Source organism: Micromonospora sp. NPDC126480 (assembly GCF_040302465.1).
Classification (GTDB): domain Bacteria; phylum Actinomycetota; class Actinomycetes; order Mycobacteriales; family Micromonosporaceae; genus Micromonospora.
Genome location: NZ_JBEORU010000002.1, coordinates 41,905 through 68,355, shown reverse-complemented (window position 1 = coordinate 68,355; position 26,451 = coordinate 41,905). Strand labels below are relative to the sequence as shown.

Here is a 26,451-nt window from a genome sequence, read left to right as displayed (position 1 = left end):
CACCCCCAGAAGTTAGAGCCCTATTCCGGCTCGTTCGCATCGGAGCCTAGACCAGGGCTGTAAGGCTATGGAAGAGTGAAGTTGCAAGTTTCTGGCCGTTATTGGTCTCTAATTTGGGGCAGGCATGCAGATCACCGCCGTCGAGTCGGTGGTGCGGGGCGACGCGCACTTCGTCCAGGTGCGGACGTCGGACGGGCTGACCGGCGTGGGCCAGTCCGCCTGCTGGGGTTACCCCGACGCCGTACACGCCGTGGTGGAGGCCTTCCGGCCGCACCTCATCGGCGCCGATCCGAACCGGATCGAGCACCACTGGCACCACCTCTACCGGATGGGGCCGTTCCGGGGCTCGGTGCTCACCGCCGCTGTCTCCGCCGTCGACATTGCCCTGTGGGACCTGCTCGGCAAGCGCCTCGGCGTACCGGTGTGGCAGCTTCTCGGCGGCCGGGTGCGGGACCGGGTCCGGCTGCACCTGCTGCTGCCGGGCACGGGGGCGGAGGCGCTGGCCGCGCAGGCGGCAGCCGCGGTGGCCGACGGCTTCACCGCGGTCAAGTTCGACCCGCTCCCCGCCGACTACGCCGACCTGTCGCTGCACCGGCTGGTCACGGCCACCGAGGCGACCACGGCGGCGGTCCGCGACACCGTCGGGCAGGACGTGGACCTGCTGATCGAACTGCACCGCAAGCTCACCCCGCTGCAGGCCGAGGCGGTGGTACCCGCGCTGGCCCGGCACCTGCCGCTGCTGGTGGAGGACCCGGTTCAGATCGACAGCATCAGCAGCCAGGCCGCCGTCACCCGGCGGGCGCTGGGTGTGCCGATGGCCAACGGGGAGCGGCTGCACACCATCTGGGAGTTCAAGGAGCTGCTCGCCCAGGGTGGCGCCCAGTACGTCCGCCCCGACCTGGGGCTGGCCGGCGGTATCAGCCACGCCCGCAAGATCGCCGCGCTGGCCGAGGCGTACCACGCGGCCGTGGTCAGCCACAACTGTCTCGGCCCGCTGCTGACCATGGCCTCGGTGCACCTGGACGCCGTCATCCCGAACTTCGTGACGCAGGAATACTCCCCTCTGGACGACCAGCTCGCCGACGGCCCGGCCCGGGCGTGTGTCCGCCGGCGGGGCGGCTACCTGCCGGTGCCGGAGGAGCCGGGGCTCGGCATCACCCTCGACCTCGACGACCCGACACCGCTGGACCTGACCGGCCGGCCGCTGACGCGCATCCCGCTGCGCGCCGACGGCTCGGTGGCCTACGCGGTCTGAACGCCGCTCCAGGTGGCCCGGCGGCCGGTACCGCCGGGCCACCCGCCCCGCGCCTCCGTCGGCACGCGCCCGCCCCACCGGGCGGCCCGTGGCCGCGCCCGCCGACGGATCCGCTCAGGTCTCCGGGGACCGGCCGACGTGGTGGAAGACCGGGTACGCCCACAACGGTTCCCCGTCGGTGTCGGCGATCTCGGCGAACAGGTGCGTCAGCGAACGGGTCCACCGCTCCTGCACCGTCGAGCCCCCGGTGACCCGCCGGGCGTACGAGTGACCGTGCCGGGTGCGCAGCACGCAGATCAGCAGCAGGCCGTGCCGGTAGATGTGGTAGTCGTAGATGCCCGCCTCGTCGAGCAGCGCGGACATCTCCGGCCAGATCTCGGCGTGCCGGCGCTCGTACTCCTCCTCGGCGCCGGGCCGTAGCCGGTACAGATGGCACACCTGCTCCCCCGGCCCGGCGTCGGCCGGGCCGGGGGAGCGGCCGACGCTCACTTGCCGGAGCCGGCGAGCGCGCCGGAGACCAATTGCCGCTGGAAGACCAGGTAGATGATGAGCACCGGCAGCAGGGCGACGATCAGGCCCGCGCTGACCAGGGGCACCGACACGTCGTACTGCCCGCTGAGCAGCGACACCCCGACCATCAGGGTCTTGCTGTCCGAGCCACCCATGATCACAAGGGGAAGCAGCAGGTCGTTCCACATCCAAACGAAGTTGAAGATGGCCAGCGCGGCCAGCGCCGGGGTGGCGATCGGGGTCAGCAGCCGGAACAGGACGGTGAAGTGCCCGGCACCATCCACCCGGGCCGCCTCGATCAGCTCGTCCGGGATCTGCTGAAAGTAGCCGGCGAGCTGGTAGGTGCCCAGCGGCAGCCCGAACGCGGCGTAGGCCAGGATCAGCCCCTGGTACTCGCCGGACATGCCGAGGTCGAGCACCGTCTGGTATAGCGGGTAGATGATCGCCTGGCTGGGAATGGTCAACGAGACGATGATCAGCAGGAAGACCAGCCTGCCGCCCCGGAAGCGCAGCTTGGTCACCACGTACGCGACCAGCAGCGCGGCCAGCACCGACAGCACCAGCCCGCCCACGGTGGTGACGACCGAGTTCAGCAGCAGCCGGGGCATGTCCATCCGGCGGAACGCCTCGAGATAGTTCTCCAGGGTGACCCCGCTGGTCGGCAGGCCGAGCGGGTCCTGGGCGAAGCCGGTCTGCGTCTTCAGCGAGCTGACCACGGTGAACAGCAGCGGGTAGATCGCCGCGACCGCGACCACCACCAGCACGAAGGTCAACAAGTAACGCCCGATCCGGGCGGCATGCGTGTTCATCGCGGCTTGCGGGTCCCCTCTTTGAACATGTGCCGCACGCTGAACACCGACAGCAGGGCGACGAAGACAAACAACGCGATGCCGATGGCCGAACCGTAGCCCCGGTCGAGGAACTGGAAGGTAGTCAGGAATACCAGGTACTCCGGCATCATCGTGGCGTCACCGGGGCCGCCCTGGGTCAGCGCGTAGATCAGCGGGAACAGCCAGATCAGCACACCAGACGCGCACAGCACGCTCCAGTAGGCAACGGTCGGGCGCAGCATCGGCACCACCACCGAGAACAATCGCCGCCAGAAGCCCGCACCGTCGAGGTAGGCGGCCTCCAGGGTCTCGTCCGGGATGGTGGCGAGGCCGGCGAGGTAGGTCATCACGCCCAAGCCGAAGAAGCTCCACAGCGCCACCGCGACCAGCGAGAAGATCGCGCTCCACCGGCCGTTGAGCCACTCGATGGCCAGGGGCTCCAGCCCGACCCCGCGCAGCAGGGCGTTGATCGGCCCCTCCGGGGCCAGGATCTGCCGGAACATGATGCCAACCACGATCGGCGCGATCGTGTACGGGACGAAGTACACCGCCCGGAAGAACCTCCAGCCCGGGGCCCGCTGGTGGATGAATACCGCCAGCACCAGCGGGATCACCACCCAGAACGGCAGGGTGGCCACCACCAGCAGGGCGTTGCGGAAGCTCGTGAGCACCATCGGGTCGTCGAGCATCCGGATGAAGTTGTCCGCCCCGGCGAAGGACCCCCCGTCGAACCCGCTCGACGACTCGAGACTGGTGATCACCCCTCGGATCAGGGGAACCAGTTTGAACACCACCACCAGGGCCAGGGCGGGCAGCACCAGCGCAGCACCGAGCCACCACTCCCGCGCCCGGCCCGACCCGCGCGGCGCAGGCGTGGGCCGGGCGGGCTCGTCGGCACCTGCCGACTTCGCGACCGGCGCGGTCGAAAGGGTCATCAGGGTTCCTTCCCGGGGGACTCGGGTCGGGGCGGCACGCCGGCCGCCCCGACCGGTACGGCTAGTTGCCCTGCTTCTTGGTGGGGCTGCGCTCCAGCGCCTGCTGCATCTGCTCCGCCCACTTGTCGACGGTGAGCTGGCCCAGGGTCACCTGCTGCCAACCGCGGGCGAGTGCGTCGGTCTCCTGGCCGGAGAGCATGACGCCAGCGTGCAGGGTTGGCTCCGCGACGAACTCCTGGATCTTCCGGAACGCCGGGGACGAAGGCAGCAGCGCGGGGTCGACGTTCTTGTTCAGCGGCTGGCCCTTGGCGTGCTTTACCCAGAGCTCGCCGTTCTCCTTGCCGGCCAGCCAGCTGATGAACTTGAGGCCAGCGTTCTTCTTCTCGCTCCACTTGGTGACGCCGTAGACGGCGCCCTCGATGCCGGAGAACTTCTGCGCCAGCGGCGCGTCCGGGTTGATCGCCGGCCAGCGCGTGACGCCGAGCTTGTCGTCGCCCAGGGCCTTGCCGAAGGCTTCCCAGTTCACCGCGTCCGAGATGATCGTCCCGGCGAAGGCGGCGTCCCCGCGCTGGAAGATGTCCGCGCCGTCGGGCAGCATCGTGATCGACGGGGCGTTCTTGTTCGTCCAGCCCTTGGTGGTGATCTCGGCCAGCTTCTCCAGCACCGACACCAGCTTCGGGTCCGTCCAGGACAGCGTGCCGGCCAGCAGCCCCCGGATGTCGTCCTCGGTCAGGTAGTTGCGGGCGATTTCCGGGAAGTCCCAATAGGCGGGGAAGGTGCCGGAGAGGCCGAGGGCGAGGCAGGTCTTGCCAGCCTTGGTCACCGCGTCGCAGGCAGCGCCGAACTCGGTCCAGGTGGCCGGCGGCTTCTCCGGGTCGAGACCGGCGGCACGCAGGACGTCCTTGTTGTAGTAGAGGACGTTGCCCTGGTAGGAGAAGGGCACGCCGTAACAGGGCTTGCTGGTGTCGAAGCCCTCACAAGCACCGCTGTAGGTGACCAGGTCCTTGTTGATCTCGGCGGCCTTGTCGCCGAGTGGCACGTACGCGCCGCGCCGGTCGAACAGCTCCAGCCCGGCGTTGTTCGCCATCACGTCCGGTCCGGACTGCGAGGTGATGTACGGGCCCTGCACCTCGGGGTACTTGTCGAACGGAACGGACTGCATCTCCAGCTTGATGTCCGGGTGGGCGGCCTCGAAGCTGGTCTTGACCTGCTTCCAGTACTCGGTGCCGCCCGGCTCCCAGGTCAACACCTTCAGGGTGACCGGGCCGTCGGAGGCGGCGTCACCGCCACCGCAGCCGCTCAGCAGCGCGGCAAGGGCGGTGCCGGCCGCGGCGATGCCGGCCCAGCTACGTCGAAACATCGGCAGAAGCTCCTGTCATGTGGGTAAGGGGCTCGGGGGAATCCGGCGGACCGCGCCACCGGAGGCGGCGCTGTCGACCACGGCCTCGGCGACTCGTACGACGTGCAGCCCGTCGGCGAGCGGGACCACCGCCGCCGGCTCGGTGCCGTCGATCTGGCCGAGGAAGTGCCGCAGTTCGGCGGCGAGCGCTCCGCCGCCGTCGGCCGGCGAGAGGAGCCAGTCGGGCGCCTCGGTCGGCTCGCCCTGGACGAGCAGCGTGGGATGGCCGAGGTCGACGTGTGCGACCCCGTCGGTGCCGTACACCTCGACCAGGTCCGAGGTGTGATTGGTGGCGTTCTCCGGGAGCAGGTAGCTGTTGCGGATCGACGACACGACGTCGTTGGCGTGCCGCAGCTCCGCCCAGACCAGGACGGGGTTCTCCGTTCCAGGTCGGGTCCGGGCCACCGCGCGGACCTCGACCACCGGGGCTGCGGCGTACCACAGCGCCAAGTCGATGTCATGCACGGCGGTGAGCAGCGCGGGGTGTTCGCGCGGGAAGAGACGGCTGAGCGTCCGTGGCCGGTCCCGGCGGGACGACACGGCGAGCACCTCACCGAGCCGGCCGGCGCGGACGGCCTCATACAGGGCGCGGTGCGGGGCGCTGTGCCGCAGGATGTGGCCGGGCTGGCAGAGCACACCGGTCCGCTCGGCGACGGCCACGATCGCGGCCGCGTCGGCGGCCGTCGCCGCGAGCGGCTTCTCCACCAGGACCGGCACCCCGGCGTCGAGCAGGTCCACGGCGACCGCCCGGTGCACCGGCCCGGGTACGCAGACCGAGGCGGCATCGGGCCGCTCGGCGGCGAGCAGGTCAGCCACGGAGGCGTAGGTGCGCGGAACACCGTACTCGGCGGCCACCCAGTTCCGAGTCGCGGCCTCCGGCTCGACCAGTGCCCCTACCGGCACACCGAGCGACCGGTACGCGGCCAGGTGACGGACGCCGAACGCACCGCCCCCGACCACCATCACCGACCGGGTCATGCCCGGACCGCCTCGGCCCCGGCGGACCGGTCGCCGCGGCCGGCCACGATGCGCTCGCGGTACTCGCCGGCGTCGTCGGCTGGGAGCCGGCCGTCGAGGACCGCCCGGGTCAGGCGCTCCAGGGCGGTCACCCCCACGCCGAGGCAGCGCTCGTCCACATCGAACGCACCGGAGTGCAGCGGCGCCCCACCGCGCTCGCCGGTCACCCCGAGCTTGACGTAGAGGCTGGGGCCGAGCGCACCGAGCAGGGCGAAGTCGTCCGTGGTCAGCGGCGGTTCCGTCAGGTCCACCACGTCGACCGGGCCGGGCAGCTCGGTGTGCGCGAGGCGCACCAGCGACGCCGCGTTGCGCACCGGGGGCATCTCGTTGGCCCAGGTGAACCGCAAGCCCAGGTCGAGCGCGGCGGCCTGCTGCCGGGCGATGCGCTCGATGACCCCCTTGAGCCGCTCGCGAGTGGCCTCGTCGTGGGTACGCAGCGTGCCGGTGGCCTCCGCGTGCGCGGCAACCTGGCTCTGGCTGGCCCCGCCGGAGATGGTGCCGATGTTGAAGGCGACCAGGTCGTGCGGATTGCGGGACCGGGCCACCCCGGCATGCAAAAGGTTGACGATGCCGCTCAGGCCGAGGATGGCATCCCGGCCCAGGGCAGGAGTGGCGGCGTGCGCGGCCCGGCCGAGCACCTCGATCCGGAAAGCGTCCTTCGCGGCCATCGCCGTCTCCCGATCGACGCCGATCGCGCCGACCGGCAGGTCGGGCCAGCAGTGCAGACCGAGGACGGCGTCGTACCGCCGCCCCCGCAGGGCCTCGTGAACCAATGCGGCGGCGGCACCGGACGCCTCGCCGAACGGGATCTCCTCGGCGGGCTGGAACAGCACGGTCACCGAGCCCCGGGCGGGCGGGTCGGCCGCCAGCCGAGCGGCTACCCCGTACATCACGGTCATGTGGACGTCGTGCCCGCAGGCGTGGCAGACCCCCGGGTTGCCCGAGGCGTACTCGACCTCCTTGGCATCCTGAATAGGATAGGCGTCCATATCGGCCCGAAGCAGCACCGAGGATCCGTCGGCACGCCCGTCGATCTCGGCCAGCAGGCCGGTACCGGCGATTCCGGTCCGCACCCGGGCGAACGGCGTGAGCCGGTCGGCGAGGGTGGCTGCCGTCCGGTGCTCCGCGAACCGCAGCTCGGGGTGCTGATGGAGCTGCCGGCGCAGCCGCACCAGATCGTCAAAGTCCTCGTGCCCCTGCTCCACGCGGCTTCACTCCTCGCCTCCGGCCAACAATCCGGACCTAATTGAGACAAGAACCTAGGCGAGCGGTGCTCTCGCGTCAATGGCCCGGTCGGAATGGGTTAGGGTCCGGCCATGGAACGCGCCGACGCACACCTACACCTGTTCGCCGACGGCTACCCGGGCCGCTACGGACGGTCCCCCGCTGGCGGCGACGAACTGACGGTCTACGACTCCCTGCGCCGCGTGCACGGCATCGGCCCCGCCCTCGTGATCGGATACGAGGGCGCTGCGGAATTCGCCGGCAACAACGCGCACCTCGCCCGGCTCGCCGCCGCGCACGACTGGATCGCCCCCGTCGCCTACGTTCCACCAACCGGGACGGCGAACCCGGACGACCTGGACCGCTGGTGGTCGGCGGGCTTCGTAGGGATCTCCGCCTACCTGACGGGCCCGCAGGCGAGCCGCACCTTCACCGGTTGGCTGGACGCCGCCGCCGGCGACCTCAACCGGGTCGGAGCGCTACTCAGCCTGAACGCCACCCCCGCCGCGACCGCCCACCTCGGCCCGACGCTGGCCGCCCTGGAGAACTGCAGGTGCTCATCAGTCACCTCGGCCTGCCCGGCGCCCACACCGTCCCGCCGGACCGGGACGTCGCCACCTCGGCGCTCGAGCCGCTGCTCGGTCTGGCCGACCTGCCGCGCGTCGGGGTGAAGATCTCCGGCCTGTACGCGGCCAGCGACCCGTCGCACGCCTACCCGCACGACAGCGCCCGCCCGTTCGTCGACGTGCTGCTCGACGCCTTCGGCCCCCGGCGCCTCTACTGGGGTTCGGACTTCTCCCCCAGCCTCGACCACGTCTCCTTCATCCAGACCCTGCACCCGGTCGGCCTGGACGCCCTCTCCCCCGCCGACACGGCGGACGTCTACGGCGGGAACCTCCGTAGGGCACTACGACATCAGCTGGATCTGGCAACTCATGCATGACGCGAACCGGCACGCCGGCCACCGCCTGACCAGAGAATCATCCGCGCGTAGGCCCGCGGACATGTAGCTCGCGTCTCGCGCTGCCGTGCTACCGGGAACTCTGTCCTATCCGGAGCAGCGACACGCCGCCGCGCACCCTGATCGGGCGCCCTTGCGCGGAGCCCCCTCAGCCGGCCCCGCCTCCACGACCTGGCGGCGGTACGCGCTCATACCGACCCGGGCTTGCCGGGCGACTCCGCGTCCCCCTGGACGTCCGCTCATACCGCTGGTTGGGCGTCAGGCTCGGGGAGATTTCGGTAGGTGCGAAGGCGCAGTTGGTACTGCTGAGCTGGGCCTCGACCTTGAGCCGGCGTCGAAAGTGCCCGAAACTGATCACTGCGGCTGCACCCTCGCCGCATCCCGTGCAGGATTAGCGATTTCAGCAGCACCGGCTGAGCTCGGCTCGTCGAGAACGAGCGGACGTGACGGGCACCGCGCTGGTGGCTGGCCTGCGTAATGCCCCGCCTGCCGAAGGACCCCGGCGGGGAGTGGCTGCCACGGCAGGAAGGGCATTCATTGCCGGACGCGGGGTGGGCTGAGTTTCCCGGTGTACGGCGAGGTCGTCCACGCGGTGCAGTGATTCCGAGTTGCGAGGACGCAGCATCAGTGCCAGTACGGGTTTCGGGATGTAGCGGGCGGCTCCTGAGACCGCCATCCAGCCCATCCGTACGCGGGTCGTGGTGTCGGAGACCTGTTCCAGGGTCAGGCGGACACGGGCGATGCCGAGTAGCCCGGCGTGCGCCTCGAGTTCGAGTAGCCGGTTCGGCTCCATCGCGCGTACCACGGTCCGGTCGTCGATCTGCAGCGGCCAGGGACCCAGCCGGTGGTGGACTCGGGTGCCCACCGCGGGCCAGCCGGCGTCGACGGCCCGCACGTGGGCGGCACCGACGACCCAACTGGCGTAGCTCCAACCATCCGCGAGCACCGCAAAGATGCGTTCGAGAGGGGTACGGATGGTGCCCTGAACCTCGATCATCACGTCTCCTCGGCTCCGGCCCGGCACGCATTCCCTGCCGAGTCGGAGCCAAACGAACGGTGTGGGCTCGACCGCCCGGATCACTTCGGGACGCCGAGCCGGAACACAAGCTGGAGGTCTACCGCAGCCTCGGGCTGCACCTGTCGTACGACCCGGAAACACAAACGGTGCGGGCAAGTGTTGACCTTGCCGCGCACCGTTGGGATTCGGTTCGTGTCCGAGGATCGACACGAACCGATGCCCAACGCGGATTGCGCGTTGTCGGCGCCATCCCGATCGGCTGATACTCACCCTACCCGCACCGAAAGAGCTCGGCCGACCTCCACCCCAATCCACACACATCCGAATGTCGGCTGCGCCTGAAAAGGTTGAGCCGGCGTTGACACCGGACGGAGGCGGAGTGAGAGAGGACGCTGGCCGTCATGGTCCCCGGCATCAGCGGCACTGCCGGCCCTGCCGGTGCCGTGACCATCATCTGGCGATCGGCCTAATTCCGACGGGATCGAGGGGGCCAGCCCACCCGGATCGAGCAGCGTGTTCGACGCCACCGACCAGCATCCGACCAAAGCGATCGAGGGTATCCGCGAGTCTTGGCCTGCGGATACCTCGCTCGTCGAGACAGCCCAACTTGAGCCGACAACCCCTTGGTACCAAGAGTAGCTATCCCGGACTTGTCATCAGCTATCGGAAGTGGGCGTCGAGCTGCATAGACACCCTCGACGAGTGATCGCAAATTGTCACTTATTGTCAACCTCAGCCGTGGGCTTTCGGGGGGTCGACGGGGGACCTTCGGGGTCCGTTCCCGGCTCATCGCATCCCTACCACCGCAGCTCCCCTGATCAACGGCCTGCGGGTCGCGCGGGCGGGCATTCGGCAGTTTGGGGGCGGCGCCCAGCGGCTGCAGCGACCGCCCGCTGCGGCCGTCGAGCTGCCGATTCCGGCAGCACCGCACCGTCAGGAAGGTGGCTACCCAGCCAGGCGCGGCACTCAGCCGGCTTACCCCACTACCGGAGGTCCACCGGGCTCATGGAGTCGCCGAGGGCCTTATCCACCGTTACCCCAGCGAGGTCGTTCATCACCATGTTCACCAACTCCTCAGGGATGTCGTGGCGCCCAGCCTCTCGGATCTCCTCGTAGATGGGCCGGGGCGTCCACGCGGCCGGACTTCGATCGACCATCTCGATGATCGCCTTGACCTTGGCCCAGGGGACCTCGTCCGGTCCGCCGTAGGCGCTGTAAAGGTGGAGCGGCCGATACAGCCGTCGGCCGATGTCTTCGTCACGGACCACCTGTACCTCCCTAGCCTCGGGAGACCGACGCTAGGGAGCACGCGGATCGCGGGTCCATGACGGCGTGCCGGCATGCTTCTGCCATAGACATGCGGAAACCTGCAGCTCTGCGGTGTCTAAGCTGAGGTTCTGTCGCGCTGGGGAGGTCTGTCGGCCGTGGCCGTCCCTGTCGGCGTCTTCGACCCCTTGCCGATGTTCCGCCAGGGGGTGGTGGCAGTTTTGTCCGCCGCTGGCTACGACGCGTACGACCCTGAGGATGTGGTGGCGTGGGCAGGTCGGGCGTCAACCGGGGTGGTTCTGCTGACACTCGGCGCTGACCAGGACTGGCAGCTGCTAGGACAGCTTCACGAGCGGACGCACACGGCTGTCGTCGCCCTATTCGATGAGGTCGACGCAGTGACCGCGGCACGTGCGCTCCGGGCGGGAGCGCGGTCGGTGCTGCCCCGGCAGGTCACCGCCGCAGCGCTGTGCCGCACGGTCGAGGCGACCCTTGACGGACAGGCGGTGCTGCCGTCGAACACCGCGACCGTACTCGCTGCCGGCGAAGCGACCGGCGAACCTGGCGAGGCGATGCCATCGGAGGAACAGCGGATATGGCTTCTGCGCCTGGCCAACGGAACCACAGTGGCGCGGTTGGCGGTCGAAGCCGGCTATTCCGAGCGGGCGATGTACAGGTTGCTGCAGGCGTTGTACGAGCAGATGGGAGTCGAGGGCCGCATGCAGGCCATCATCCGTGCCCAGGCCCGGGGTTGGCTCTGCTGATTGCACTCAGCACCGGGCCGAGCCGGCCCGGTTGGCGGCCGCACGTCTCGAGTTGCCGAACCAAGAAGTTCAGGAGCTCTTCCGTTCCCATGGCCGGCGGGTCGGTGCAGTCTCGGGCAGCGCGGAAGGCGTCGACGGACGCACGCAACGCCGTATCACTGTTGAGCGCACGCCAACAAAGCGCGAACCCCCGCATCTGCAACGCGCTGATGTCTTGGGGGTCCCGGCTGCGGCGCTCGGCCTCATTCTGCAGGTCCTCGAAGCACCGATGGGCCTCCTCGACCCGGCCGTCGAGGGCGATTGTCAGGGCTCGGAGAGCGGGAACGATCAGCGACCGCTGCTTGCGTCGTATGCGGTTGGCGGCATCGATCGCAGCCTGCGCGGCGGCTAGGTCGACGGGCTCGATCCGCAGGTACGCCATGCACCGGACGGTGTGCGCCTGAACTTGCAAAAGCAGGCTACGTTGGCGACGGGCCCGGGCGAGCACGTCGTCCGCCAGCATCAGCGCCTCGTCGGGCCGGCCGCGATCGAGAAGGAGGTCTGCCCTCGCGTCGTCGCACGCGGTGCGCAGCGTGCTGTCCGGCTGGTTCTCTGCTTCGTCCCGGGCCTCCGCGATGCACCGCTCAGCGTCGGCGAACTCGCCAAGCTCGGCCGACCATCGGGCGAGCTTGAGCGCGATGGCGACGGCGCCGTCCGAGCCGATTTCGCGGGCCAGTTTCAGCGCCCGTTGCGCCAGCGGTACCGCCTCGCGGTAGTTACCCCAGCGGCGGTAGCAGTCGGCAAGCCCTTCGCTCGCAGCGAGTTGATCGTCCGGCGTCTCCCGCAGGTTCGCCTCGGAAAACGCGAGCCCGAACAGGTCTGCGGCCTTCTCCGTCTCGCCCAGATCCCAGTGCGTCGCAGCCAGATTGATCCCAATGGACAGACGGTCGGACGAATCACCTTCGGATTCCGCAATGTTCAAGGCGTCCTGAAACGCTTCGATCGCGTCGTCGAGACGGCCCCTTGATCGATAGAGGTCGCCTAGACTGTTGAGGTTCAACATCTTCGGTCTCGGGTCGGTGAGCAGGTTCCGAATGTGCTCGCGGCGCCCGAGAAGGAGTGCCTCGCTGTCCCATCTTCGGAGCAAGACGTCGAGCTGCTCCATCTTGGAGAGCGCGGCCTCGTACCGTTCGGCGCGCCGCAACACGTCGATGAGGGCGAAGTGCCCATGCAGGTCATCGACGCCATTGACGTCATCGTCAGCCTTCAGTCGGGATCCAAGCTCACGTGCGGCGCTCCACAACATTCGCCGCCAGTCCTCCCCTTCTAGCGGAGGCTCGCCGCGCATCTGGTACGGGTCTGAGGGTGGCAGGCTGTAGAGGCCGTCAACCACCGTGACCAGTCGTTGATCGGCCAGCTTCTGCAATAACGAGGCTGCGTGTTGGGCGGGGAGCCAATGCTGGACCAGGGCGGCAATCGCCTCGGGCGCCACCGGCGTACCGAAGGCAGCCAGAGCCGCGAGCAGCCGCCGTGAGTGTTCATGCAGCTGATTCTTGAAGGCGTCCGCGAGGAAGCGGGGCACCTCTTCCGACGGTCGGGCAGTAACCTCGTCGACCAGTGCACCGGCACCATACTCGCTGCCGACCGATTGGACGATGACCTGGGCGAGCCAGGCGTACGAGGGGTTGCCGCCGAGCCGTTCGCGCAGCGTGTCGGCCTGGGATTTGGTCAGCCCGGTCAGGCCTGTCCCCACCGGTTCATTGAGCACCCGGAGAAGCCGGCCGAAGTGCGGCTGATGCAGACCCTCCACCGCGATCTGTTTGGCTGCGCCCGGCCACGTACAGCCTAGTGTCGATGACGGGCGGGCGCTTGACACGAGAAGCACCTTCGCAGCCCGGCCCGGTGTGGTTGCGATGGTATCGAGGGCTTGGTCGAACTCGGTGTCGACGACAGCACCGGTCTCCTTCTCGAGCAATACTTCGGCCTGATCAATCATGATCACGACCAGTCGATCGAGGGCATCCAGAGCGGCGTTCAGACGGATGTGCACCGTCTCGCCGGGCCGCAGCCGGTCGTCCGTAGTCCCGTACTCTAGGCTTTCCACCAAGGTCATGGCATCTGGTCGACGAACGGCAGCGGCGTGGTGTTCGACCACCCGTACGCCACGAAGCCGCAACTCAGCCGTCACCGCCCGGGCGATGATGGACTTGCCGACACCGGCCGGGCCGAGTAGCAGTGTCACGGCCGGACCAGGGGACTCCAGTGCCTCACGGAGCTGCTTCCTCGTTCCCTCGTGACCGATGACCGGCCGAATGAGCAGGGCATGCGATCCCCCGGCGACGGCGAACATCTCCGGAATGAGGCGCATCGGCTGAACGTCGGGCCGTCGATAGGACAGAAGACCGCGGGCGAGCAGACCCGCGAGCCGCAGGCACCACCAGCGCCCGACCGGGCCCACCGATTCGTACGTGCTGTGCCAAACGGCCTGGGCGAGGAGGGAGACCTGCATCTGCTTGTTCCAGGGCCCCCGCCATGTGGCCGCGAAAGGCGCCTCGCCTGGATCACAGAGAGCCCGGATCACGGCGGCAAGGTCGGTCGGCGCATCGGTCGGTTGCTTACCCGGCGCGAGCACGAACTGCAGAAGGCCGTTGAATGCCACCTGATCGAGATTCGTGACCCGATGCGCGAGCAGGGAGACGAGCAGCGTGGCCAGGTCCCGGGTCAGCGGCGCGCTGGATTGAAACGTGGCAAGGTCGATCAATCGATACCGGCCGGCGCTCGGGTCGCGCCCGATGTTCGCCGGCACCAAAATGTTGTCCTGATGTAGATCGCCGTGCACATGGCCGCTGATGCGGGGCTCCGGCCGCGCCGTCGAGAGTGCAGGATCGTTCAGCAGGGCCAGCGGATTGGGGAGCGCCCCGTCGTCGTCGGTCATGAACCACCGAACGTCGGCGGGAACGACCCAGCCGCTCGTTAGGTCCCCGAGCTCGCTTCGGAGCAACTCCGGAACCGTCATCTCGGGCATCTGAAAGGCCGGACCCGTCCACTCCTCAAGCAAACCCCGGCGTACCTGATGGCATACGTCACCGAGTTGGTGATCCCGGATCCTCGATAGGACCGTCATGCTGTCGAGGTCGTCCCCGGCAAGGTGCTGGAAACTGACGAGTTCATCGGTCGGACACCTCACCGGGTCGAACGCGATGCTGACCATGTGGTTCCGCGGGAAACTCGAGACGACGCCGTGCTGGTTCGCGGCATCGTGCTGGGCGTTCTCGGGCGCAGCGGCGCCCGGTGGGCTGACCTTGGCAATGCATCGTTGTGGCACCTTGTGGTCAGCGTGCGCGTGTTCGACCACGACAGCGACGAGCTTGGCGCCAGTGAAACCACGTGCCTGCCAGCCACTCGAGTCCGGTCTGATCGTTAGATTGCGATCGCCGAACGCTGCCCGAACCGCATCCGCCGGTACCTTACCCAGTGCCTCGGCAAGGGGGTCTTGTTGCGGCACTGCAGGCCCCCCATCTCTTTGACAGCGGCGTGCCGCGAGTGTCACACATCTGCCACCGAGCCGATACCGGTCGTCACGGCGCGACGGGAGCCCTGTCGGAAAACAGACAGGAACTCAGGGCCCGGGCTGCCTGTTGAAGCGCTCCTCGAGCGCCTGCTTCCGATACTCAAAGTCGCGCTGGTCGCGATCGTGGTACCGCCGGAAGAACCACACCGGCGTGCGAGCTTGCTGTCGGCGCAGGAGGAAGAGCACGTCCTGGAGCTGGCGGGCGAGGGCATCCCACTCCGGTCCCGGCATCAGCCGAGTCGTGGACGGCTGGGCGCTCAGTCCGTACACCATCTCCCGGACCCGGGTCCGCTCGCGATTGTTCGACAGCTGGACGCGGTAGGTGTCGAGACACAGCATCAGTAGACCCAACGACGGCACGAACCAACCGCCGATGAGTGCCGACACGCTCATACCGGTGAGCAAGCCTATGATCACTCCGGTCAGTACCCACAGAACAGCCAGGCCAGCCAGCAAATGGGCGTAGCGTTGACGCACCTTGGAACCCCAGGCGAAATTCTGCTCGAAACAAAACAGAGCAGCATAGGGCCCGGGGACCTCGGCGACGACGTAGTAGTCCCTGAGCCAGCTCTCCTCGCCGTGGAAACGGCTCTTCAGCTCACTCAACTGGTCCTCGGGGACAGCTGGCCCAACGAGGACAGGGTTGGCAGGGAGGTCGAACAGCGTGCAGTCCATCATGTCCTGCAGGACTGCACCCAAGCGCTGGTAGCGCTCCGCCCATGGACTCAAGACGATCGCGTACACACCAGTCCACAAGGCACCCGTCAAACTGACGGCGGACGCGGTCATTGGTGCGATCTTGGCGACGATGCCGAGTGCGGCAACAGCCATGGAGAGGACCAGCGCGCCAGTATAGACCCGTTGTGAACGCTCATGCGTGACGGCGATGGCGCGCTGCAAGTCGAGGATCCGGGCGCTGTTCTGTCGGGTCGCCAGATCCGCCATCAAGACCTCCAGCAGCCGGGCCGATGACTAGAACCTAGTGACGAGGCAGGCCTCGGCATAGTGCGAGCCGGCACTTGGGCACGGGCCGCTGCGGCTCGAACGTTCCCGGCAGCTCCCCGACTCTAGCCTGGGTGATTCACGGTGATCGCCGAGGTGTGCTGTTCGTCGGCGTGTAGATGAGCGGAAGTGCCTGCCCTGCAAGGGAAACTTGTGATTGCGACATCTACAGGTTTCTCTTCGAGGGAGGCACTTCCAAGGTGCAGCTTACGGCGTGGTCGAGGGATCTGCGGGTCACCGCGGGCGGGTCGGGTGTGGTGTCGCACGTCGGTGCGGCGCTGCTGCGGATGCTGGCCGACCGGACCGGGTTGACCGTGGCGTTGTCGGCGGGGCTGGCCCGGGCGGGCCGGTGGCCGGTGCATGATCGGGGTCGGGTGCTGGTCGACCTCGCAGTGATGATCGCCGACGGCGGGGAAGCGATCGCCGACATCGACGTGCTGCGCCACCAGCAGGAGGTGTTCGGGCCGGTGGCCTCGGACACCACGGTGTGGCGGGCCCTGGATGAGATCGGTGCGGTGCAGCTGCGGCGCATCGCCAAGGCCAGGGCGAAGGTGCGGGCCCGGATGTGGCAGCTGTTCGGCGGTCCACGGCGGCGACGGCGGCCGGTCGGGACGTCGGTTCCGAGGTCGTCGTGCTGGACATCGACTCCACGATCGTCCTCGCCCACAGCGAAAAGGAAGGCGCGGCGGCCACCTACAAGCACACCTTCGGGTTCCATCCGATCCTGGTGACCTGCGACAACACCGCCGAGCTGCTCGCCGTCAAGCTGCGGCCGGGCAACGCCGGCGCCAACACCGCCGCCGATCACCTCGACGTGCTCGCCCAAGCCATCGCGCAGGTCCCCGCACCGCACCGCCGGCACCTGCTCATCCGCGGTGACTCCGCGGCGGCCACCCACGCCGTGCTCGACTGGCTCACGGAGCAGGACAGCAAGCGCGGCCAGCGGGTGGAGTACTCCCTCGGGTGGTCGATCGGCGAGACCGAACGTGCCGCCATCACCGGCCTGCCCGCCTCCGCGTGGTCGCCAGCGATCGACGCCGACGGCGCTGTGCGCGACGGCGCCGCCGTGGCCGAACTGACCGGTCTGCTGCACCTGCCAGGCTGGCCGGCCGGGATGCGGGTCATCGTTCGGCGGGAACGCCCCCACCCCGGCGCCCAGCTGACGCTGTTCGAGCACCGGGACGGCTGGCGCTACACCGCGTTCGTCACCAACACCACCACCGGCGCCTTGCAGTGGCTGGAGGCCCGCCACCGGGCCCACTCCCGTGTCGAGGACCGGATCCGCTGCGCCAAGGACACCGGCCTGGGCCGGTTACCCTCCCGCGAGTTCGCCATCAACGCCGCCTGGTGCACCGCGGCGGCGATCGCGGTCGACCTGATCGCCTGGCTGCAGATCCACGCTCTACACGGCGAACTGGCCAAAGCCGAACCCAAACGGCTGCGCTACCGCCTGCTGCACCCCGCCGCCCGACTCGTGCGCGGGCAACGCCGCCGCTGGCTTCGCGTTCCCGCCACCTGGCCCTGGGCTGAACAGATCACCGCCGCGTTCACCCGGATCACGGCCATCCCCGCCCCCGGCTGACCAGCTCAGCCGCTGCCCCGACAACCCGGAGGACCCCAGGAGACCACGCCCGCCGCCGCGATAGACGGCCCGCCACCATGCCCGGAACCACAATCGCATCGATCAACAGCGATCACACCTGCCGGGGCGGAAGGAACCGGCGTCAGGCGCGAATCATCGAGGCTAGAACGCCTGCTCCCGGCGGGCCTACGATTTCGGACGCATCCCCTCGCGCTGCGCCAGGCGACCCGATCTCTCACTCGAACCGATTGGTCGACAAATGGGGCAGCCGGGATCATAGTCGTGGTTGCGCAAAAATCTGGGATTACTGGCTCCTCAGAGGAAAAACAATCAATTCCCGTCCTTCCACGCCTTACCTAGACGACTTGGATCACACCAATCCGACTGCTGAAATCCGTCAGAGAACTGGGGGCCGGCCTGGCAAGCAGAGTCTGGGCATCCTCGTTCCGACGCTGGCTACCTAGTCCAACACCCACCCGCCGCAGACTAGCTTTGTCCACAAGGGGACGAAACGCCTCGACAGGTAGACGCGACTCCGTAATGAGCAATTCCTCCAGATTTGGTGCATTCCTCAGCGATTCAAGCGAATCAGCTTCGCGCAGGTTTCGCATGTCCGTCAAGTCAACTCTGAGTAACTCAACATTCGCACTTAGGTCGGGCAGACGACCCACCTTACTGAGATCGTCAAGCCACAGCCACTTGAGAGATCTAAGCTTCCTAACCCAATCAACAGTGGTTACGCCACGAGTTCCTCTCACTGCCAGATAATGCAAATCCCCCACTCTCGACACCCAAGAATCCGACTTGAGGGATCCGAGCGTCAGCGCCAAGGATTCCAATCTCGGCAGCTCGAGCGTCTGCAATATTCCGTCCAGAGAGTGACGCCAAAGAGCTAGGGCGCGCAATTCCTTGTTTACCTGCAGGAGGTCGACCAAACCCTTGACATGTTGCACGACCCGAAGCGTCCGCAGACGCTCGAATCGCATCGCAGGTTCCAAGTCAAGCGCATGGGCCGTCTCGCCTAGATCCAGGTAGGCCAAGTCGGCCGGTAAGTACCTCAGTCCTTCCAGCGTGGTCACATGGTGCAAGCCAGCAAGACTGAATTTTCTGAGAGACGGAAACCAGCGAAGGAACTCAAGCTTCGCCATCTCTTGGTCGAAGCCGAACGCCCTAAGCAGAATCTGCGGGTTTTCCTGCAGAAACGAGGCTAGCGCAAGGTACTCGTCGTCATGCAGATTGCGGTCGATCTGCACCCTCTCAAGGGTATCGATCGACGCTCGAAGGGAGGCAACATCAAACGGAGACTGAACTGTGACGAAACGTTCCAATACCTAGCACCTCCCATCCAAAACAATAGTTTCGCGCGATTTTTCAGGGGTGACCGTCGACAAATTGAACACTCCGATACGTCGACATTGTATCACTCTGCGCCACGAGCAAAAAAATCTGACCTGGCACTCTCCTAGCGATAAACTTATGCGATCAATCGGGCTTTGGACCGTCGTCACGCTTTCCCCGAGCCAAAACGTCCATGACCACTCTATGAACACCTACAGCCACTCCTATGCGAAAGAGGGCTAGATGCCATTCAACCTAAGCCAGGCGTTCCCCCATTCCACGGCTCTTTCATAGTATGAATGCTTTGGGCTGATACTGTTAATCTTGTTCAACCCCTGGTTTCGCACAATCAACGCCTGCTCAATAGCACGCGCCTCGCCCCTGGTCACGGTCGACGTTGTGATTTCTTTGATGTCAAATCGTGTACCGTGCTGCGCCTGCCGCTTGGCAATTCCCTGCTTCGTTATTCCGGAATACACCCAGGTTGTACCGTCGTCCGCATAGCCCATGTAGACCCGATAGCCCCCGACTGAATTGCGACCAGCGGCGAGCGCCTTGGGAAGCAATGGCCGTAGCAGTGAACCGGCTCCTGCTTCTTCGTATCCCATGACGGGGAAAGGCCCGTTCGGATCGAATCCGCACCAATCGGCATGGCTTCCGCAGATTTGCGTCGCCATTTGACCGGCAACACCTTCGTTGTTCCTATCGCAGAAGATCTTCCAACTGCAATAATCCCGCTCAGCAGCGTCGAGCGCCTCGTTAAGTTCTTCAGGCGAAGGGGCAAGGATCAAGAATCCATACAGCGACGTCCCGCTGGCGAGCGTCCTCGTATCCTCGTCGATCTGCTGCTCACAAGACCTGAATCCAGTGCAAGACGCCCCGGCGCCGCCAGAGCTACCGCTCTCCTCCGTCGGCGGCGGCGGCGGAGGCGGCTCGGGCGCGTTCATCGGGGTGCCGGTGACCGTGACACCGCTCTCGGTTTGGTAGCCGATCTGGCCACCTTCGCTTTGGCTGTTTCCTTCTATGTGGATTAGCCCGCTGGGGTCAGAGAAGGTGATCGGGCTGTTGTTGCTGTATGTGTAGCCGTTCCACTGCTGCGGGTCGCCAAGATCATGGATGGGGTCGACGGAGATGAACCGTCCGAGGGTGGGGTCGTATTCTCGGGCGCCGAGGTGGGCGAGGCCGGTGTCGTCCTTGGTGCCGCCGACGAATCCCTTGCTGCCCAGCCAGGGAGTTGGTGGTGTTCCGCGGTCTTCGCCGTAGGGCATGGTTCGGCGGCGTTGACTTGTCAAAGTGCCGGCATCGATCTGGATTTGGCCGGTGCCTTGGTGGTTGTTGATCGTCCATTTGAGGCCGGCAGCATTACGGACCGCGTAGCCGTCGTAGTAGCGAGTGCCGTCGGTCTGGCTACTGCCGGTGGCGAGTTCGAGTTCGGTATTGCCGAGGTAGAGGGTCGTCTTGTCGGGTGCGCGGGTGATGAGGCGGTTGCCGTCGGCGTCGTACAGATAGCTGGTGGTTTGGCCGTTCTCGGTGAGGGCTGCCAGGTGGCCTTCGGGGTCCCAGGTCAGGGTTTGGTTGGTGCCGATGTCGGTGGTGCGGGTGAGCGTGTTGCCGGCGTCGTCGTAGGTGAACGACCGGATGGGAGTGCCGGCCTTGGGCCCGGTCGCGGACACGCTGGTCAGCGTGTGCGGTTGGGACTGTCCCGTAGCGGGGGTGGTGTAGGTCCAGGTGGTGTCGCCGCCGGGGTCCTTGTCGACCTGGGCTTTCCGGTTACCGCCCTTGTCGAAGGTCCACTGCCGCCAGTAAGGATCTGCGCCGGCGCGCTGTGGTGTGGCGCAGCTCCACGAGGATTCAGTCCACGCTTCGACCAGCCGCTGCAGATGGTCGTAGGTGAAGCATTCGACCTGGTCGCGGGTGCCGTTGGTCTTGCCGGCGATGACGCTGATCAGGCCGTTGTCCCGGTAGGCGTAGTCGGTGGTGAACTTGTCGTCCCACGTGCCCGTCGTGAGCTGGCTCTCCGTGTCGACCTGGGCGTTGGTCAGGCGGCGCGTAGCGGGGTCGAAGGTCGTGCCCAGCCGTACCTGCTTGGCAAGGCTGCCGAGGTAGGTGCGGTAGGGCAGCCCGTCGTAGTGGTAGTCGACGCTGTTCAGGTAGAACTGCTGGCCCGACCTCATCGAGTTCAGCTGGCCCTCATCGCGGTAGCCGTAGGTGAGGGTTTCGGCGGGCAGGCCGCCGACGCCGGGCAGGCTGACGGTGGCCCGGGCGCCGTTGACCTTGTAGGTCATTGACAAGGTGTAGGTGCCCGCGAGGGCACCGTTGGCGGTGGAGGCGGGGATGGTAGCCGTCGAGGACAGGGGCCGGTAGCTATCGTCGTAATCGCCGATGCTGGTGGTGTAGGCCAGCCCGGTGTCGTAGCGGGTGGAGCTGGTCAGTTGGCCCTTGTCGACGGTGTCGTAGACCCATTTGGCGCGCAGTGTCCCGTTTGGGCTGTCGTCGCGCACCTCGGTCTTGCGGCCGAGACTGTCGTAGGTGTAGGCGAGTTTCTCGCCGCGTCCGTCCTGGGAGGTGGTCAGCTGTCCGGCGTTGTCGTAGGTCTTGACGGTGGTGCCGGCGTCGGGGTCTACGGTCTGGGTTTGCCGGCCGAGGAGGTCGTAGGTGTAGGTCCAGTCGTTGCCGGCCGGGTCGGTGACACCGGTGAGTTCGCCGCGCCGGTTGTAGGTGTAGGTGGTGGCGTCGTAGCTACCGGCGAGGCTGCCGCCGGTGTGGAACTGCCGTTTCTGGATGACGTTGCCGCGGGCGTCGACGAGATCTTGGGTGGTGGTGCCGCCGGTGGGTGGGATGGTGGCGGTACGGTCGCCGTCGTAGACGGTGCTGGTCTTCCACTTGTAGGCGTTGAGTGACCAGGTTTCGGCGGCGGTCTGCCGGCCGAGGCCGTCATACGCGTAGCGGGTTTGCCGTTCGATAGTCGTGTCGGCGGCGGTGACGAGGGTGGTGGTGGGGCCGGAGGCGTTGTTGTAGAACACCGACGACTTGGCGACCAGACCCCGGTCGTCGTAGACGGTGTCGGCGATGACGCGTTTGCCGTCCGGCGCGGTGCTCTGGGTTTGGCGGGGACGCAGCAGGCTGTCGAGGATCTGGTGGGAGATGATCTGGTTGCCGTTGGGGCCGAGCGTCTTGGTGGTGACGTAGGAAGCGGCGGCGTTGCTGAGGTTGTAGGTGTACTCGGCGTCCGGGGTTTCCGAGGTGGGCCGGTTGTTCCAGGTCTTGGTCAGCCGTCCTAGGCTGTCGTACTGGCCGGTGCTGGTCTTGCCGTTCGGGTCGACGACGGCGACTGGCAGGCCGCGGCCCACAGAGAGGTTCGTGGTGACGGTGTGGGAGAGCGAGTTGGTGACCCGGATCTGATTGGTCAGGCCATAGTTGACGGAGAAGTCGGTGGTGGTGGCCCGGCCGAGCGCGTCCATGACCGTCGTCGGGCGGCCGTAGTTGTCGTGCGCTGCTTCGCTGGCGGTGATCCAGTTCGGTGTGGTGGCGGTGTAGTCCTTGACGTTGTCGACGCGGGTGACATCGCCGAACGACGGCTTGCGGTCCAGGCTCGGCGACGAGGCGCCCGGCTGGTCGTAGTAGTAGCGCACCGCGCCGAGGGCATCGCCGGGGTAGGCGGGCGTGGTTGCGCAGGTACCGGCAGTGCTCTCTTGCCGCTTGAGGGTGCCGGTCTGGTACATCGGCATTCGCGCGATCAGGTCCCCTGAGAGATCGCCGAGGGTGATGTTGCCGACCGCGATCAGTTCGCCGCCGACGTCGGTGGCGGCCATGCCGTAGTGCAGGTCGGTGGAGCCGGAGACGAATCCGCCGGCGCCGTTGCCTCGGTACAGGCGCAGACCGCCGCCGCCGCGCACGACGATGTCGGGGTGGGCGTCGCCGGAGTAGTCGCCCCAGCCGGTGATGGCGTCGAAGCCCTGCCAGCCGGTGCCGATGAGGGTGCCGCCGTTGCCGTTGGTCCACCCGCCGGAGCCGTTGCCGGAGTACAGGTACAGCTCACCGTTGGGTTTGCGGGCGATGACGTCGCCGACGCCGTTGGCGGCGAAGTCACCGACGGAAAAGATCATGTCGAAGCCGCCCCAGCCGCTGCCGACCTGCACACCGGTGGCGGTGAACCCGCCGGTGCCGTTGCCGGTGTGCAGCCACAGGGTTCCATCGGGCTTGCGGGCGATGATGTCGCTGTTGCCGTCGCGGGTGAAGTCTCCCGGCGACAGGATCGTGTCGTAGACGTTCCAGGTGCCGGAGATCTGGGTACCGGCGCCGAACTCTCCGTTGCCCGTGCCGGTGAACACCCACAGCGTCCCGTCGGCCTTGCGGGCGAGCAGATCCGTGGCTCTTCCACCGGTGATGTCGCCGGCGGTGAAGACGCGGTCGTAGGCGCTGAAGTCGGCCAGCCACGTCCCTTGTGCAGCGCCGTTGATCGTGTCGAAGCGGCGCAGGTCCGCGCCCGTGTTGAGGATCGTCGTGGTGCGTACGCACACGTCGTCGCTGCTGACGGTGAGGTCGCCGAGTCGCTCTTCCTGCAGCGCGTTGCCGTAGCCGTCGTAGCTGGGCCAGCGCGTCTGCGCGGTGCGCCAGGTGTTCCTGGCCGCGACCCAGGTCATCGTCTTGGACCAGCCGGTGTGGGTGCGCCACGCCTCCACCGGCGCTGACGCCGCCCACGTCGCGCTCAACGTTCGCCGCGCGGTGCGCACCGAGGTCGGGTCGAAGAATTCCTTCGACACCACGTCGGTGCCGTTGAACGTGATCCGCTGTTTGAGGAACCCTGCCCGGTATGTGGCGTCGGTGGCTGCCGCGTGGTCGGTGTCGGTGATGGTGGCGTTGCGGGTGCCGTCGCCGGCGTCGGTGCGGTCCCCGTCCATGCCCCGGAAGTACAGGCTCATCGTCTTCGAAACCGTCGATCCGGAGCCGACGGTCTCGGTCACCAGTGGGTAGCCGGCCCACTGTGACCAGCTGCGGTGGCTCAGCTCGGTGGCGAAGGCGTTCATGTCGTGGCGCCACAGCACCGCCGTGTTCGAGCCGATGGACCCGCCGCTGGCGCGCAGCCCGTCTGCGGTGATGCCGTAGGAGTAGCGGCGCACCACATCCGGGGCACCGCCGCGGGTGTCATGCTCGATGACCTGTGTGACCAGGTACTTGTGCCACCACGTCCAGGCGCCCTGGTATTCCTGCGGGAAGCAGCGGCGGGTGTTGCTGTCCGGGTTGGGTGCGCTCTGCCCGCCCACACAGGTGGAGTCCAACCCGTAGCCGATTTTGATTTGGCCGCCGGACTCGGTGTCGATCTGTCGTAGCCGGAACTTCCAGGACTCCGCCGCACCCGAGCCCGCCGCGAACAGCGCCCGGTTCTGCAGGGCGTCGCCGTAGTCGAATTGAACCGGCGGGGTGCTCAGATTTCCGCCGGTGACACCCGTGCCCGTGTCCGAGCCGGTGCGCTGGATGAACGACAGCCGCAGGACCCCGCCGTTGCCGGCGTGTCCGGTGCCCGGCACGGTCGAGTTCAGCGCGTGCGAGTCCACCGTCCGGTACGCCGAGCCCGTCCACACCTGAGTATCGATCTTGGTCAGGCGCTTGGTCGACCAGAACGTCGGACCGTGGCACGGGGAGGCGGTGCACTCGAGGTCCCAGGGCACGTCGGGCCAGTTGCTGCCGTGCGTCGAGCAGTTCTCCCAGCACCGGTCCGACACGGTGAACAGCACCCGCGCGGGCGCGGATCCGCTCACCTTCCCGGCGCGCAGCCCGTACTCGATCCGAGCCAGCGTCGAGGCGCGGTAGTAGCCCACGTACGACGCGTTCGAGTTGTAGATCCGCTGGCCGTTGGACTCCCGGTTGTAGTGATACGACATCGCGTTGCCGTGCACGTCGACGACGTAGTCCAGGTTCCAGCGGTAGGCGACGCGGCACCACGACGACGTCACCGCCGACGACGAGAAACATGGCTCGCCGGCGTGGTTGCCCATGATCGCGACACCGAGCACCGACGAGGTTCCCGCACCCGAACCCGGCACCGCGGACAGGCCGAACCAGTACTGCGTGCCGTCCTTGGTCGTCAGCTTCCACCGCTCGTTGTTCCAGTACCCCGTGATCCCGGTTCCCCGGTCCGAGACGTACTCGACCTTCGTCGAGTCGTCATCGGCGAGGCGCCACACTGTGGGAGTGGCCGTGTTCGGCGGGTTGCTCTGGTCGTCCGGCACCAACTCGGTGGCCTTGCCGTTCCACACCAGCCGCGCGTTCGGCAGCCGCCAGCACAGATCCTTCATCGACGCCGTCGTCGGCCAGTACGGCGCCACGTTGGTGTCCTCGTCACACGCCCGGTAGGACCGTTCGATGAACCCCGGCTCGTAGCTGAACCCCTCGCCGACCCACCCCGGCTGGGTGTTGTTGTTGGCCGTTTGCCCATCCACCGCCGCGCTCGAATAGTCCAACGACACCTTCGGTGTCAGCCCGCCGGGCACCGGCGGCGCCGCCACCGGATACGACCACGAGAACCCGCCGGACGGACCACCCGCCTGCCACGACGCGGTCTGCGACAGCTGCGTCGCCGAGAACGTCCCCGTCTCCGACGCACCGTCCGCGGCCAGGGCGAGCATCACCGCGCCGTCGCCGGCACCCGCCGCCAGCGGCGCCGCGCTGGCGCTCGGTGACGACGCCGGTTGCGGCACGGACGGCTCGGCCGGCGGCTGCGCGATCTGCGAGTCCGAGCCGGTCACCTGCACCGATGACAGACCGACCGTCGGCGGACTCTGCTCGACAGGTGACGCGTCCACCAGCGGCTCGTCCACCACTGCGGTGGGGGCGGCCATCAGGTCCACGTTCGCCGACACCGTCGATGTCGAGGCGTTGTTGACCGACTCCAGCTGAGTGCGGCTCCTACAGGCGTCCTTCTCCGGTGTCGTGGCCGCGCAGTCGGCCAGCAGCAGCACATCCAACCGCTTGGCCCAATCCGCGCCGAACGCGTCACGGAAATCGCCGTACCCGACCTCGACCCGAACCCGCGCATCACCTGAGAGGCCATCGGCTCGGGACACCTTCAACGCCACCGCGGCCCCGGCCCGTTTCGCCACAGACCCGTCCACGACGTCGACGCGCACCTTCTCCGGCGCGCCCCCACCCGACGCCAGGCTCGCCAGCACCCGCCCCGAGAGCACATCCGTGGCCAACCCCGGCGACGAGATCGTCACCGGCAGACCCCCCACCGTCGCTGTCCCCCGCCGGTCCCCAGAGGCCTGCACCGGCAGGTCGACCACCGCCGACGCGGACCGCGGAAACCTCGCCGGAGCTGCCTGCCACCGCTGCGTCGCCGTCTGGCGTACCTGCTCCCCCGGCACCGCCGTCACCGGCACCGACCGATCCTTGCTACCCACGTCGGACGGGGCCGCAGCGGCGGGCACCGACGGCACCCACCCCACCAGCGAAGCCAGCAAAGACCCCACCAACAACGGCGTCAGACGCCGGGTCCGACGACGAGCAGAAGCCACACGACGGTGAGCAGACACACGAGCTCCACAAGCGGGATGATCAACGAGGGGTCCCGCGAGTATCAGAGGAGGTCACTGCCCTGTCAAGGGCCGCATCACGGCGCATCAATCTGATCGGAAGCGGCCATAACGCCAGCTATCGAACACTTTGACTTGCCCTCACTCCCGCCTTCCAGACCGCCTCCCGAACCGGGAAAGTCCCAGGCGGGGAAGCCAGTGGCGTACCGAAGGCAAAGCTCGCCACTCCACGGGCAGACGGACCGCACCGTCAAGCCACAGACACGGA

The 26,451-nt window shown here is 67.5% G+C and carries 16 protein-coding genes and 1 pseudogene; 5 read left to right on the top strand and 12 right to left on the bottom strand.

The window, feature by feature from the left end:
* Window positions 1-124 precede the first annotated feature (124 nt).
* The gene (locus tag ABTW87_RS02065; protein ID WP_350647657.1) at window positions 125-1,255 is read left to right on the top strand and encodes a mandelate racemase/muconate lactonizing enzyme family protein; all 1,131 of its coding nucleotides are present in this window, start codon (window positions 125-127) and stop codon (window positions 1,253-1,255) included.
* A 114-nt stretch (window positions 1,256-1,369) separates the two neighbouring features.
* Here ABTW87_RS02065 and ABTW87_RS02060 read toward each other — a convergent pair whose 3' ends face one another.
* From ABTW87_RS02060 to ABTW87_RS02035, 6 genes are all read right to left on the bottom strand, one after another.
* Window positions 1,370-1,744, bottom strand: a complete 375-nt coding sequence (locus tag ABTW87_RS02060; RefSeq protein ID WP_350647655.1) for an L-rhamnose mutarotase — start codon at window positions 1,742-1,744, stop codon at window positions 1,370-1,372.
* Window positions 1,741-2,574 (bottom strand): carbohydrate ABC transporter permease, encoded by an 834-nt coding sequence (locus ABTW87_RS02055; protein WP_350647653.1) that lies wholly within the window; start codon window positions 2,572-2,574, stop codon window positions 1,741-1,743. Before ABTW87_RS02055 ends, ABTW87_RS02060 begins: the two co-directional genes overlap by 4 nt.
* Entirely contained in the window at window positions 2,571-3,530 is a 960-nt protein-coding gene (locus tag ABTW87_RS02050) for a carbohydrate ABC transporter permease (protein WP_350647651.1), read from the bottom strand. Before ABTW87_RS02050 ends, ABTW87_RS02055 begins: the two co-directional genes overlap by 4 nt.
* Window positions 3,531-3,591: 61 nt before the next feature.
* A complete protein-coding gene (locus ABTW87_RS02045; RefSeq protein ID WP_350647649.1) occupies window positions 3,592-4,890 on the bottom strand; it encodes an ABC transporter substrate-binding protein in 1,299 nt (432 codons plus the stop codon).
* A gap of 15 nt (window positions 4,891-4,905) precedes the next feature.
* A complete protein-coding gene (locus ABTW87_RS02040) occupies window positions 4,906-5,907 on the bottom strand; it encodes a Gfo/Idh/MocA family protein (protein ID WP_350647647.1) in 1,002 nt (333 codons plus the stop codon).
* Window positions 5,904-7,151 carry a M20 metallopeptidase family protein gene (locus ABTW87_RS02035; protein ID WP_350647645.1) on the bottom strand — a complete coding sequence of 416 codons (1,248 nt, stop codon included), beginning with the start codon at window positions 7,149-7,151 and terminating at the stop codon, window positions 5,904-5,906. The genes ABTW87_RS02040 and ABTW87_RS02035 overlap by 4 nt, the downstream gene beginning before the upstream one ends.
* Before the next feature lie 111 nt (window positions 7,152-7,262).
* On the opposite strand from ABTW87_RS02035, the gene ABTW87_RS02030 reads away from it, so the two are divergent.
* Both ABTW87_RS02030 and ABTW87_RS02025 read left to right on the top strand, forming a co-directional pair.
* A complete protein-coding gene (locus ABTW87_RS02030; protein ID WP_350647644.1) occupies window positions 7,263-7,841 on the top strand; it encodes a hypothetical protein in 579 nt (192 codons plus the stop codon).
* Window positions 7,724-8,113: an amidohydrolase family protein gene (locus tag ABTW87_RS02025; RefSeq protein ID WP_350647643.1), complete on the top strand. Its 390-nt coding sequence runs from the start codon at window positions 7,724-7,726 to the stop codon at window positions 8,111-8,113. Before ABTW87_RS02030 ends, ABTW87_RS02025 begins: the two co-directional genes overlap by 118 nt.
* Window positions 8,114-8,531: 418 nt before the next feature.
* Here the strand turns inward: ABTW87_RS02025 and ABTW87_RS02020 are convergent, their stop codons facing one another.
* On the bottom strand, window positions 8,532-9,128 hold the full coding sequence (locus ABTW87_RS02020) for an SRPBCC family protein (RefSeq protein ID WP_350647641.1): 597 nt from the start codon (window positions 9,126-9,128) through the stop codon (window positions 8,532-8,534).
* Between the two features lie 1,004 nt (window positions 9,129-10,132).
* Window positions 10,133-10,417 carry a hypothetical protein gene (locus tag ABTW87_RS02015; RefSeq protein ID WP_350647639.1) on the bottom strand — a complete coding sequence of 95 codons (285 nt, stop codon included), beginning with the start codon at window positions 10,415-10,417 and terminating at the stop codon, window positions 10,133-10,135.
* A 156-nt stretch (window positions 10,418-10,573) separates the two neighbouring features.
* On the opposite strand from ABTW87_RS02015, the gene ABTW87_RS02010 reads away from it, so the two are divergent.
* Window positions 10,574-11,179 (top strand): helix-turn-helix domain-containing protein, encoded by a 606-nt coding sequence (locus ABTW87_RS02010; protein WP_350647638.1) that lies wholly within the window; start codon window positions 10,574-10,576, stop codon window positions 11,177-11,179.
* On the opposite strand, the gene ABTW87_RS02005 is transcribed toward ABTW87_RS02010, so the two are convergent.
* Together ABTW87_RS02005 and ABTW87_RS02000 are read right to left on the bottom strand one after the other, a co-directional pair.
* Entirely contained in the window at window positions 11,145-14,663 is a 3,519-nt protein-coding gene (locus ABTW87_RS02005) for a tetratricopeptide repeat protein (protein WP_350647636.1), read from the bottom strand. The two genes, ABTW87_RS02010 and ABTW87_RS02005, sit on opposite strands and share 35 nt — an antisense overlap.
* Window positions 14,664-14,777: 114 nt before the next feature.
* Entirely contained in the window at window positions 14,778-15,674 is an 897-nt protein-coding gene (locus ABTW87_RS02000; protein WP_350647635.1) for an S-4TM family putative pore-forming effector, read from the bottom strand.
* Between the two features lie 257 nt (window positions 15,675-15,931).
* On the opposite strand from ABTW87_RS02000, the pseudogene ABTW87_RS01995 reads away from it, so the two are divergent.
* A pseudogene (locus ABTW87_RS01995) lies at window positions 15,932-17,313 on the top strand (IS1380 family transposase).
* A 356-nt stretch (window positions 17,314-17,669) separates the two neighbouring features.
* Here the strand turns inward: ABTW87_RS01995 and ABTW87_RS01990 are convergent.
* Together ABTW87_RS01990 and ABTW87_RS01985 are read right to left on the bottom strand one after the other, a co-directional pair.
* Window positions 17,670-18,566, bottom strand: a complete 897-nt coding sequence (locus ABTW87_RS01990; RefSeq protein WP_350647634.1) for a hypothetical protein — start codon at window positions 18,564-18,566, stop codon at window positions 17,670-17,672.
* Window positions 18,567-18,890: 324 nt separating this feature from the next.
* Window positions 18,891-26,030, bottom strand: coding sequence for an RHS repeat-associated core domain-containing protein (locus ABTW87_RS01985; protein ID WP_350647632.1), 7,140 nt, complete (start codon window positions 26,028-26,030; stop codon window positions 18,891-18,893).
* Window positions 26,031-26,451: the final 421 nt, after the last annotated feature.